This is a genomic window from Methylobacterium phyllostachyos, from assembly GCF_900103445.1.
GTDB classification, from domain to species: Bacteria; Pseudomonadota; Alphaproteobacteria; order Rhizobiales; family Beijerinckiaceae; genus Methylobacterium; species Methylobacterium phyllostachyos.
Genome location: NZ_FNHS01000010.1, coordinates 85,079 through 96,749 on the forward strand (window position 1 = coordinate 85,079; position 11,671 = coordinate 96,749).

11 protein-coding genes are annotated in these 11,671 nt (G+C 71.0%); 3 read left to right on the forward strand and 8 right to left on the reverse strand.

The window, feature by feature from the left end; all coding sequences use genetic code 11:
• Positions 1–13: 13 nt before the first annotated feature.
• Positions 14–268, reverse strand: coding sequence for a hypothetical protein (locus BLQ49_RS17015; RefSeq protein ID WP_091717736.1), 255 nt, complete (start codon positions 266–268; stop codon positions 14–16).
• A 120-nt stretch (positions 269–388) separates the two neighbouring features.
• Entirely contained in the window at positions 389–1,234 is an 846-nt protein-coding gene (locus BLQ49_RS17020) for a TrmH family RNA methyltransferase (protein WP_091718052.1), read from the reverse strand.
• Positions 1,235–1,956: 722 nt separating this feature from the next.
• On the opposite strand from BLQ49_RS17020, the gene BLQ49_RS17025 reads away from it, so the two are divergent.
• The 3 genes from BLQ49_RS17025 to BLQ49_RS17035 all read left to right on the forward strand — a co-directional run bounded on the left by BLQ49_RS17025 (position 1,957) and on the right by BLQ49_RS17035 (position 4,252).
• Positions 1,957–3,054: a replication protein RepA gene (locus BLQ49_RS17025; RefSeq protein ID WP_091717738.1), complete on the forward strand. Its 1,098-nt coding sequence runs from the start codon at positions 1,957–1,959 to the stop codon at positions 3,052–3,054.
• 104 nt (positions 3,055–3,158) lie between these two features.
• On the forward strand, positions 3,159–3,797 hold the full coding sequence (locus BLQ49_RS17030; protein ID WP_091717740.1) for an HTH domain-containing protein: 639 nt from the start codon (positions 3,159–3,161) through the stop codon (positions 3,795–3,797).
• A 236-nt stretch (positions 3,798–4,033) separates the two neighbouring features.
• The gene (locus BLQ49_RS17035) at positions 4,034–4,252 is read left to right on the forward strand and encodes a hypothetical protein (protein WP_091717742.1); all 219 of its coding nucleotides are present in this window, start codon (positions 4,034–4,036) and stop codon (positions 4,250–4,252) included.
• Positions 4,253–4,360: 108 nt separating this feature from the next.
• On the opposite strand, the gene BLQ49_RS17040 is transcribed toward BLQ49_RS17035, so the two are convergent.
• The 6 genes from BLQ49_RS17040 to BLQ49_RS17065 all read right to left on the reverse strand — a co-directional run bounded on the left by BLQ49_RS17040 (position 4,361) and on the right by BLQ49_RS17065 (position 11,563).
• Positions 4,361–4,660: a hypothetical protein gene (locus BLQ49_RS17040; RefSeq protein ID WP_091717744.1), complete on the reverse strand. Its 300-nt coding sequence runs from the start codon at positions 4,658–4,660 to the stop codon at positions 4,361–4,363.
• Between the two features lie 752 nt (positions 4,661–5,412).
• Positions 5,413–7,152 (reverse strand): DEAD/DEAH box helicase, encoded by a 1,740-nt coding sequence (locus BLQ49_RS17045; RefSeq protein ID WP_091717746.1) that lies wholly within the window; start codon positions 7,150–7,152, stop codon positions 5,413–5,415.
• A gap of 183 nt (positions 7,153–7,335) precedes the next feature.
• Entirely contained in the window at positions 7,336–8,124 is a 789-nt protein-coding gene (gene cobF / locus BLQ49_RS17050) for a precorrin-6A synthase (deacetylating) (RefSeq protein ID WP_091717749.1), read from the reverse strand.
• A gap of 41 nt (positions 8,125–8,165) precedes the next feature.
• Complete coding sequence (locus BLQ49_RS17055; protein ID WP_091717751.1) at positions 8,166–9,116, reverse strand: ornithine cyclodeaminase family protein; 951 nt, start codon at positions 9,114–9,116, stop codon at positions 8,166–8,168.
• A 144-nt stretch (positions 9,117–9,260) separates the two neighbouring features.
• Complete coding sequence (locus BLQ49_RS17060) at positions 9,261–10,382, reverse strand: DSD1 family PLP-dependent enzyme (RefSeq protein WP_091717753.1); 1,122 nt, start codon at positions 10,380–10,382, stop codon at positions 9,261–9,263.
• Positions 10,383–10,423: 41 nt separating this feature from the next.
• Complete coding sequence (locus BLQ49_RS17065; RefSeq protein WP_091717755.1) at positions 10,424–11,563, reverse strand: pyridoxal-phosphate dependent enzyme; 1,140 nt, start codon at positions 11,561–11,563, stop codon at positions 10,424–10,426.
• Positions 11,564–11,671 lie beyond the last annotated feature (108 nt).

Sequence of the window (11,671 nt, forward strand, 5' to 3'; positions counted from 1 at the left end):
GGGTCTCACTCAATCAATCCGGAATCGCGAAGCCGATCGACAGGCACAGGGCCGCCACGGCGGTCAGGGCCACGGCCGCCTGCCGGACCTGATACCAGCGTGCATGGCGCGCGCGCTCCTCACAGCTCGCGCCGAGCTGCAATTCATCGTCGAAGCCCCTCACGAAGGCCTCGAAGCTCGGGAAGGCCCGCCGCGCGAGCCACAGCCACACGCCGACGGCGACCAGGCTGCAGGCCCAGCCCCCGTAGGTAAACGCATCGTCCAGCATCCGGCGCTGCCTCGTGGCTACGCCCCCTCGCCGCGCATTCTACGGCGGGTTGCCGTCACCGCCTAGAAGAAACAACACCACACCGCGCCAAGACCGCGTTTCCGGATGTATCCGGCCCGCTCAAGACTTGACCCGACCCAGGGCGTAGAGGGTGATGGCGGCGGCGTTCGAGACGTTGAGGCTGCGGATCGCCCCCGAGAACGGGATCCGGGCCAGCACGTCGCAGCAGTTCCGGGTCCGCTCGCGCAGGCCCTTGCCCTCGGCGCCCAGCACGATCACCAGCGGTCGGGCGATCGTCAGGGCATCCAGGCTCTCCGGCGCGTCAGAATCGAGCCCGACCCGGGTGAAGCCCCGTTCCCCCAAGGCGATCAGCGCCTCAGCGAGGTTGCGCACGGTCACGAACGGCACGTGCTCCAGCCCGCCGGAGGCGGATTTCGCCAGGACCCCGGTGGCGCCCGGCGCGTGGCGGGCCGTGGTAACGATTCCCGCCACCCCGAAGGCCGCGGCGGTGCGCACGATCGCCCCGACATTGTGCGGGTCGGTGATCTGATCGAGCGCCAGGAGCAGGGCGTCGGCCGGCAGGTCGTCGAGCCCGGGGGCGGGGAGGGGCTCGGCTTCGAGGTACAGGCCCTGGTGGACGGCGTCCGGGCCGAGCAGCCGGCCGATCTCGCTCGGACGGACCAGCTCAGGGGTAATCCGCAAAGCGCCGCCGAACTCCGCCTCCAGGCGCGCGGCGGCGTTCTCGGTGGCGAGCAGCCGGTGCAGGCCGCGGGCTTCGTTCCCCAGCGCTTGTACCACCGGGTGCCAGCCGTAGAGCACGGTCGCTCCGTCGGCGGCAGCCTCCCGCCGGGGGCCGGTCGGCGGAGGGCGATAACCGGGCCGCGGACCAGGTCGCCATGAACCCGGCGGCCGTCCACCCGGTGGTCGGCCCTTGGCCGGGCGGTCGTCGTCGCGGCGATCCGTCATGAGGGGAGGACGGGTGAGCGGAACATCGGCATGACCTTTCTGGGCGCCCTCATCGGGGATCCCGAGAAACCGGTCGTGGTCGTCCACGTCAAGCCGGCCTCCAGCACATGGTGCCAGGGCTTCTCTAAGGGCCAGATCACTTCGGAATGTGGACAAGATCGGCATATTCCCTTTGATCCCTGTGTAAATTCCTCTTCTCGACGGTTCGTTCGCTTAAACGAACGTACCCCAACCCAGTAGGAATATTATCTGGAAGAGTCTTTCAGAGAGTCATTTCAGCAGACTATATGGGGAGGGTAATTCATCTGCGCTGTCAGTGCCTTGACGGCACTTCACGTATCCGACTCTGCGCGGAGGCGCATCGAACTCTGCGCTTGGCCGTATCGGAGTCTGCGCCGGAGCAGTGGGTCGCCGTATCGGAGTCTGCGTATCGGCGTATCGGATTCGGCGCGAAATCCCGCCGGGCGCGGTGGATAACGGGGACGGAATGTCCGAGCCGGGGCGTATCGAACTCTGCGCGGGCCGAACCCACCGGCGCGTGCCGTATGCGACTCTGCGCAACCCCACGCTCCACCTTGCGGGCAACCCCATGGGGAAGCGTGGATTACCGGGACAAGCCGGATCGGACCCGGGCCCCGGCGGCCGAATCGTGGCATGGCAGGATCGGGCCGCCATCCCGCCCACAGGGGAGGGGGCGACCGAGCGACTCGGGCCGAGGGGCGATGACCATCGAGGAGAAGATCGCGGCGATCCACGATCCGGACCTGCGGGCCGAGGTCGAGGCGGCGCGGGGCGGCTTCCTGTTCGCGCAGATCGTCGAGCACGTCCTGCATCGCCAGCGCGAGCGCGACGCGCAGGCCGCCCTGCTCGGCGAGGAAGAGCGCCGTCGGTCGAGCCTCTCCCGCGACCAGCGCCGCCGCGACGCCGTGCGGCTCGTGATCGAGAGCGAGCCGGCCCTGCCGTCGAGCCTGCAGCACATCCACTCGGTGCTGGCGCTCTGCGGCCTGCCCTATCGCGATCCCGGGCCGGTGCGCGAATTCTCCCGCACCTACGGGCGCAACTCGCTCAACCTGATCGCCGGGCGCATCAAGGATCCGGAGACCGGCGCCTTCGAGCCCCAGGGCCTGCCCTACGGGCCGAAGGCCCGGCTGGTGCTGCTGCACCTCTGCACCGAGGCCGTGCGCCAGCGCAGCCCCACCGTGAAGGTCGCCGAGACCCTCTCGGGCTTCATGCGCGAGATGGGCTTCGCGGTGACCGGCGGCGAGCGCGGCACCATCCGCCAGTTCAAGGAACAGCTGAACCGGCTGGCCGCCTGCTCGATGCAGATCGGCCTGTGGGACGGGCGCGACAGCGCCACCACCCTGAACGTTCCGCCCTTCCGCAGCCTGGAATTGTGGCGTCCCCGGGCCGGGGAGGGGGACGACGAGGCCGGGCGGACGGTGCGCTTCGATCCGGAATTCTACGAGACCCTCATCCAGCACGCCCTTCCGGTTGACGTGCGGGCGGCCCGGGCCTTCTCGGGCTCCGCGCGCAAGCTCGACCTGCTGTTCTGGACCGGCTACCGGCTGCGCGCCCTGCAGCGGCCCCTGCGCCTGACCTGGGGCAACCTCCACGCGCAGTTCGGAGCTGAGAACGCCTCGATCCGAAGCTTCCGTCAGGCGTTCAAGGCGGATCTGGCCCATCTGCGCGAGGTGTTTCCGCGTCTGCCGCTCGTGCTCGACGAGGGCGGCCTGACCCTGCACCCGGCCGATCCGAGCGCCCTGCTGGTGCCGCCCCGGCCGGCCGCGAAGGGAATACGAGCCCGGCGCAAGGGAACATGACGCCCGTACGGGTTTAAGGAACGGAATAAGATAGGGAACGACCGAACTCCATTCCCATTTGGAACGGGGCCTGCTATATTCCCTTTGTAGTCAGGGAATGAGCGATGGCCTTGTCGGATGCTGAGATCGAGCTGCGGCTCGCCGCCTTGCGCCGCCAGCGCGAGGCGCTCGACCGGGAGATCGCGGATCTCGTCCTCTATCAGGAGCTCGGCCGCCGCCTGGCGGCAGGGGCAGGGACCGCGGTGCAGGATCGGGAAACCGGATCGGACGCCGACCACATCCGCGCCCCGATCCTCAATCCGGTCCCCAACCCGATCCGCGAGGGCGACGCGGCCCTGCAGTCGCAGCCGGCCCCGCCCCGGTCCATTCCGGGGACGGACACGGTTCGCGCCTTCGAGGGCGGGAACGCGTCGGCCGGGTCCGCCGGGGCGGGGCGTTCCGGGATCCGCGCGGCACCGCCGTCGATCCCGCCGGCCATCGCCTTCACGGAGGATGCGGCTGGGGCCCGGCGCTACGGCCGGGCTCTCGTGCAGGCGGCCTGTGCGGCCCTCGCGCAGGCGGGCCGGCCGCTGCACGCGGCCGAGATCCTGGAGGTTCTCTCGGACCAGGGCTTCACCCTGCCCGGCCGGGACCCGGTGGCGGCCCTGAACACCCGTCTGTGGAAGCGATCGGGCCCGGATGGACCCCTGCGCCGCGTCGGTGAGGCGACCTATGCGCTCGCGGCGGATTCACCGCCGGTCTGACCGGCGGGGGCCGGTCACGAACGCGTGACGGCCGGGTGGCTCCGGGGGCGCGTCCCTCATATTGGGGTCGTGCGACGCGCAAAAACCTGCTCGTACGACTCTCGTGCTCCGGGGCGTCGGTCGCGTTCGCCACCGACGTCCCGGACCGCCTGAGAGCCACGCGCCGGGCGGGGTCTTCGAACCGGGGAGGGGGCCATGGAGCGGATCGACCGGAATCGGGTTCCCGGAGCCACGCGATGACGGCGGCGCTCGCGAGCCCGGCCGCGCAGGTCTGTGCCTTCGTGCTCGGTTGCGCGGTGATCCATGCCGCCCGGGCGTACGCGGACCTGCTCACGCGCCTGCTGATCGCCGCCTTCATCGGGGTGAGCGTGCTGGTGCTGCTCGCTGCCGCCCTCACCTACGCCCCGGGTGCCGACGCGACCTTCGACGAGGTTTCGGTCTACGCGGACTCGTGAGCCCTTGCCCGGGCCGAACCGGTGTCCCCGTCGGCGGACGGCGCTCCAGGCTTCCGATGGTGCCTCATCGATTTCCGAGTGCCCGCGCCCGTTTCTCGGGATGAGCCTCTAATTGATCAGGCAGAAGCCGGCACCGGTCCCGACCCGGCGCTCCTGGCCGCACCAGGGCCTGGAGGATCCGGGGGCGACCTTGAGATCGGCCACGGCCCGGTTGGCGCCCGAAGGCGTCTCCCGCGTCCCGGACAGATCGCCGGCAGGGCGGCCGGTCGCGCTGGCCGGCTCGGACGTCCCGGTGCCCTGCTGGGTCAGGTCGGGTGGGCTCAGCGTCGCGAGCCCGGGCATGTCCTGCGCGGCGGCACCGCCACACAGGATCAGGCAAGCGGCCGAAGCCGAGAGGAACTTGAGCATTGACGAAGCTCCTGTCGAACGATCCCCCGGGCCGGACCACGTGACGAGACCGGCTGGCGGCCGAATCTACGAAGCCACAGGTTAAAACTGCGCGAAGATTTAGGATTAATGGATGTTCACGACTTTGTAGAGCGGACGAATTGAAATCGATTGGCCCGGCCGGGGATTTGAAGACTGATCATCACCCTCAAGCCTGGGCACAGACTACCGGGCGCGGCGACGATCATAGGAAGCCTCGGTCCTTCAGGCCCGGGACGGTCCTGCCGGCGACCCCGAGCGCGTTGCCGCATCCGGCAAGCGCCCAGGGTCCCGAAATCCGGCCCGCGGCCCGGGGCGGTCGCAGCCCGCGCCGCTGCCACGTGAGACGCGGGGAGGGGACCCGAACGGCCCTCACCCGCCGGCGCCCTGTCCCCACCGAACGCTTCGTTGTCCCGTCCGCAACGGCGTCCGCATGTCCGTCAGGCCACCCATCGGGCGTTCGCATAAGATATATTATGGAACTAAACCGAGGCCCCCGGGGGGTGAGGGGACTTGGTATGCCAGCTCGGCACGTTTCGGTAGCGGCGTAGCACGTGTCTTGGACGGTTCTGGGGCCGGTTTGCGGATGATCGACCCGAATGTCTTCCGGGCAGCGCGGCGGACGGATCGATGCGGCTTCGTCCAGGCCTGCCGACCTCCGGCCGGCCGCCGTCATGCCGAGGCGCAGCGCGGGTCCGGGTGAGGGCGGTCTCGGCCCCCTCCCCGCGCCGGTGTCACGCCGCGTGTCCGGACCGCCGACGGGTGTCGCCCAGGATGCGTCCGTCCTCCGCCCGGCACTCGATCTGATCGGCCAGCCGGCCGGGCCGGATCCTGATCGCCGCCGGTCGCGTCAGGTGATCGGAGCGGTCCAGGAACCCCGCAGTGGTCATCGGTGCATCCCGGCCGCCGCCGAGCCCGCGCCACCACTGCACCGCCTTCTCGCGCTCGTAGCCGCTCCGCTCGGGACGCAGGCGCACGTGCCAGGCGGCCTCCGTGGCACCGTCGCGCCAGCCGAGCACGAGATCGAGCCCATCCGGCGCGGTCTCCAGCCGCAGGGCCGTCACCGGAATCCAGGGGGTATCGTGCCACCCGTCATGCGGCTCGGGGGCAGGGCCGGATGGTCCGCTTCGGTGCGGACCTGGATCGGCCGAGAGGATCGGCCACTCGTCGTCAGCGACGGCCGCGTGCGGGGCCTCCCCCTCCGTGTCCGTCTCCGGCTCGGTCCAGCAGGGCTCGCAGGTCGAGGCGTTGAGGGGGATCAGGGCGCCGCAGCCGGGGCAGGGCTTGGCGCGCAGGCCCCCTGCCCCGCCGAGGAGCTGGCTCTGGATCTCCCCGGCGCTCCGGGCGGTCACCGCGTCCACCGGCCCGTGCATCCGCACCAGCCCGGCGTAATCGAGGATCAGCGCATCACGCTTGCCCGGCGCGCAACGCAGGGCCCGGCCGACCTGCTGGACGTAGAGGCCGGTGCTGCGGGTCGGGCGCAGCAGTGCCACGAGATCGACCTCGGGGACGTTGAAGCCGGTGCCCAGCACGCCGACCGAGGTGAGGCAGCGGATCCGTCCGGCCCGGAAGGCGGCGACGATCCGGTCGCGCTCCCGGCGGGGCGTCTCGCCCGAGACGGTCTCGCAGGCATAGCCCTCCGCCCGCACCGCGTCCCGCACGGCCTCGGCATGGGCGAGCCCGGCGCAGAAGGCGAGCCACGCCCGGCGCCCGCGCCCGTACGCCGCGAGTTCCGCGACCGCGGCCCGGGTGATCGCGTCGTGGTTGACCGCCGCCTCCAGCTCCCCCGGGATGTAGTCGCCCGCGCGCCGGCCGACGCCCGAGACGTCGAGCTGGGTCAGCGTCGCCTTGGAGACGAGGGGCGCCAGGAAACCCTGCCGGATCAGCGTGAAGGTCTCGGCCTCGTAGGCGATGCCGGAGAACAGCCGGTTGGGGCCCTCGTCCAGCCGGCCCGAATCGAGCCGGTAGGGGGTCGCGGTGAAGCCCACCACCCGCAGGCCGGGGGTGCGCGCCCGCAGGCCCGCCAGGAAGCGGCCGTAGCGGGTTTCCGCGGCGCGGGGGATCAGGTGGGCCTCGTCGACGATCACCAGGTCGCGCGGCCCCACGGCGTCGAGCCTTCCGGCCACCGACTGGATGCCGCAGACCAGCACCTGTGCGCCGGCCTCCCGCCGCCCGAGCCCGGCGGAAAAAATCCCGGCCGGCGCCTCCGGCCAGACGCGGGTGAGTTCGGAAAAGTTCTGAGCGACGAGCTCGCGGCTATGGGTGACGATCACGACCCGGGCGAGGGGGTTTTCGTCCAAGGTCTCCCGGGCCAGCGCCGCGATCACGAGCGACTTGCCGGCGCCGGTGGGCAGCACGATCAGGTGGCCGGGCGCCGCCGCGTCCGCCCCTCCCCGCCCCCAGGCGGCCGCGAGCGCGTCGAGGCTGGCGCGCTGATAGTCCCGCAGGCGCAAGCCCTGCTCCGGTCCTGGCATACCCGTCTTCGCCCCAGCCCGATCGGCCCTGATCCCGGGATCCCAAAGGGCCTTCGGCCCTTTGGCGGGGTGTCGGGGCAGAGCCCCGATCTCGGGCGAAGCCCGACTGCAGGGCGCTGCCCTGCACCCGCAAAAGGTCGCAGACCTTTTGAATCCAGGATTGTCGTGCGGTAGAAGCGCCCTCTAGCGGGGCTCGTCGTCCCTGTCCGTGGCAGTACGGTCACGGCGCAGCAGGTAGATGTCCATGATCCAGCCATGGCGCTCCCGGGCCTCGGCCCGGACCCGGCGGATCTCCGCGCCCACGCGGCCCAGCCGGCCGGCGATCAGGATCTCGTCCGGGCTGCCGAGATAGGCGCCCCAGTGGATCGTCAGGTCCGGATCGAGATGGCCGAAGCTGGGATCGCCGTCGAGCATCACCACGACGCTGTCGGCTTCCTCGGGCCAGCCCGCGGCGAGGCGGCGGCCGGTGGTGATCAGCACCGACCCGCCGATACCGTTCAGCGGCACCCCGTGGCGGGCGGCGAGCACCTGCACGCTCGACAGGCCGGGGATCACCGTGCGGGTGAACGCCACCCGTCCATGCGCGGCGATGCGGTCGAGGATGCGCAGCACGCTGTCGTAGAGGGCGGGATCGCCCCAGGCCAGGATCGCCCCCACCGCCCCCGGTGCCAGATGCTCCGCGAAGGCCGCCTCCAGCCGCTCGGCCCGGGCCGCGTGCCACGCCGCGACGGTGCTGCCGTAATCGGCCGGCCGGCGCTCGCGGGGCGGATCCTCCACCGCGATCACCCGGTGGGGTTTTCGGATATGGGCCGCGCAGATCCGGCGGCGGATCGCGACGAGGTCGGCGGTCTCGGCGCGCTTGTCGAGGACGAACACTGCGTCGATATCGGCGAGCGCCCGCACCGCCTGGAGGGTCAGGTGCTCGGGATCGCCCGTGCCGATGCCGATGACCCGGATCTGCCTGTCCTGCATGCCGCCCTCCGCCGACAGGGGAGGGCCGGCGCCGGCTTGCCCTACAGGCGCGCGTCGGCTTTGGCGAGGATCGCCCGGGCGATGGTCAGATCCTGCAGGGCGATGCCGGAGGAGTCGAACACGGTGATCGCATCCGGATTCGCGCGGCCCCCGTTCCAGCTCCCCTGCCCGCCCCGCAGCACGTCGCCGATCGCCGTGAGACCGCCTTGAGCCTGCGCGGAGGCATGCTGGAACTCGCCGATGGTGCGCGACTGCTCGGGCAGGTCGCAGAACAGGGCTGCCCGCTCCAGCAGGGCGGGGGGCAGTTCCTGCTTGCCCTTGGCATCCGCCCCCATGGCGGCGACATGCGTGCCGGGGCGGACCCAATCAGCCTCGAACAGCGGCGCCCGGGCGGGCGTCGCCGTGACAATCACGTCGGCGGCCGCGCAGGCCTCCTGGGGGGAGGCCGCCCGCACGTCGAGCCCAGAGGCCCCCTGCCCCGCCAGGCGCTCGGCAAAGCCTGCAACCTTGGTGGCATCCCGGGCGACGACCAGCACCGTCTTAATCGGCAGCACCCGGGCCAGCGCCGCGGCCTCGAACGCGGCCTGGTTGCCGGCCCCGAACACGGCGAGCACCTTGGAATCCGGCCGGGCCAGCACGCTCGCCGCCACGGCATCGGCGGCGGCGGTGCGGTAGGCGTTGACGCGGCCCGCCTCGATCACCGTGTCGACCCGGCCGACATCCTGATCGAACAGCAGGATCACCGAATTGTGCCGCGGCAGGCCCCGGTCCGGGTTGCCGGGCCAGAATGAGCCGACCTTCAGGCCGGCATACTCGGCGGTCGCGCCCGACTTGATCGAGAACCGGTTGGTCGGCTCCGAGCCGTGCCCGAGCACCGCCGGGAACAGGGTGGTGCCCGGCGCCACCGCGGCGATCAGCGCCTCCCGGGCCGCGTCGAACGCCATGGCGTGATCGACCAGGGCTGCAGAGTCTTCTTCCGAGATGAAGCGCATGGGTTCACGGCTCTCCCAAGTCATGGTTTCGAAAGGTCCGAGACCTTTCGCGGGTCCAGGGCAGAGCCCTGGTATCGGGCTTCACCCGATGCCGGGGCCCTGCCCCGACACACCGCCAAAGGGCCGAGGCCCTTTGGGATCCCGTTACAGCGTCATGCCGCGGGCGGTGACCGGCCAGATCGCCTCGACCCGGCCGTTCCGCACGCCCACGTACCAGTCGTAGACGTTGACCGTCGGGTCGCAATGGCCGGGGATCAGCTTCAGGCGCTCGTTGAGCGTGAGCACGTTGCCGGGATCGCTCAGCACGCCGTGCTCGTCCGAGCACTTGATGTATTCCACGTCGTCCCGGCCGAAGACTTTTGGCAGGCCGCTGTCGATGCTCTGTGCCTTCAGGCCGGCATCGCAGATGGCGACATCCGCCTTCGCCTTGCTCATGATCGCCGTGTAGATGAACAGGCTGTTCTCGAAATCGGTGATTGGGCGGCCTTCCGCGTCCTTCACCCGCTGGTAGTCCACGTCCATGAAGACGTAGGAGCCGCATTGCAGTTCGTTGTAGACGCCGCTGCCGCCCTCCAGGGCGAAGCTGCCGGTGCCGGCCCCGGCCACGATCGCACAATCGAGTCCCTCGGCCTTGAGCAAGTCGACGGTGCGCTTGGTCTCGTCGATCGCCGTCTGGATCAGGGCCTTGCGCTCGCCGAAATCGCGCACGTGCTGGGCCTTGCCCTGATAGGCCTGCAGGCCCGCGAAGCTCAGGCCCGGCGCCGCCGCGATGCGCTTGGCGATCGCCAAAACGGGCTCGCCCGGCGCCACGCCGCAGCGGCCGGCGCCGACATCGATCTCCACGAGGCATTCGAGGGTGACGCCGTACTTCACCGCCGCCGCCGAGAGGTCGTCGACGTTGCCGAGATCGTCGACACAGACTAGCACCCGCGCCCGCTTGGCCAGGGCCGCGAGGCGCTCGATCTTCTTCGGCGCGGTCACCTGATTGGAGACCAGCACGTCGCGGATGCCGGCGCTCACCAGCGCCTCGGCCTCGCTGACCTTCTGGCAGCAGACGCCGCAGGCCCCGCCCCGCTCGATCTGCAGGGTGGCGATGTCGGACGACTTGTGGGTCTTGGCGTGTGCCCGGTGGCGCAGGCCGCGCTCCTTCATGAAGCCGCCGAGCTTGTCGATGTTGCGCTCAAGGGCGTCGAGATCGACCATCAGGCAGGGGGTGTCGACCTCCTCGACCGACATGCCGATGCTGGCGGGGATGTTGTTGCGCATGGGTGTCTCCTCCGGATCGTTGGTGTCGGGTCGGCGTCCCGTCAGGGGGCGAGGCCCAGAAGCTCGGCGATGCGCGGCGTCGCCTTGATGCCGGTGCCGGTGAGCACCACCACGGTGGTCTCCTCGGGCCGGATCGCGCCGCGTGCGGTGAGATCGGTGAGCGCGGCGGCCGCCATCGCGCAGGTCGGTTCGACGTAGAGGCCCGAGCGGGCGAGCTCCATCAGCGCGGCCTCGATGGCCTCCTCGGAGACCGCCACGGTGCCGCCCCCGGAGCGGCGGAGCGCCGCCAGCACCTCTCGGCCCCGGACCGGCTGGGCGATCGAGGCGCCCTCGGCCAAAGTCGGGCGCGGGGTGACCGGCACGAAATCCGCGGCGCCTGCCTCGAAGCCCGCATGCAGGGGCGCGCAATGGGCCGGCTGCACCGCGTAGAGCCGCGGCAGGCGGGCGATCGCCCCCCGGCGCAGCAGCTCCGAGAAGCCGATATCGCAGCCGAGGATGTTGCTGCCCGCGCCGCAGGGGATGATGACATGGTCGGGTGCGCGAAACCCGAGATCCTCCCACAGCTCGTAGGCCAGCGTCTTGGTGCCCTGGAGGAAATGCGCCTGCCAGTTGTGGCTGGCGTAGAAGATCGAATCCGCCTGGGCCACGGCCGCGTCGGCGGTGTCCTGGCGGGTGCCGGGGATCAGCTCGACCTCGGCGCCGACGGCGCGCATCTGCACGGTCTTGGCCGGCGAGGTCGAGGCCGGGACCAGGATCTTGGCCCGCATCCCGGCGGCCGCCGCGTAGGTCGCCACCGCGGCGCCGCCGTTGCCGGAAGAGTCCTCCAGCACCGCGTCGACCCCCTGCTGGCGCAGGATCGACAGCATCACGGAGGCGCCCCGGTCCTTGAAGCTGCCGGACGGCGCGAACCATTCGAGCTTGAAATGCGCGTGCCCGCCCCGCCAGGGCCGGCGAACCAGCGGCGTGCAGCCCTCCCCGAGGGTCACCGGATCCGAGACAGCCACCGGCAGCGCGGCGGCGTAGCGCCAGAGGGAGCGCGTGCCCGTGTCGATCTCCCCACGATCGATACCGGGAAGGTCCGTGATCATCAGCGGACCGCCCGTCTCCGAGCGCCAACGCGGCGTCTCGATCGGGTAGGTCGCCCCGGTGGCGGGGTCGAGATAGGCGGCGGACGGGGGCATCGCGGCTCGGTTTCCGGGGCGGTTCGGAAAGAGAATACAAAATAATCTCGGGCGGCGCGCCCCCCAGTTCGAGGATGGGACGGCGCGCCGCGCGTCAGGGCTCCGCCC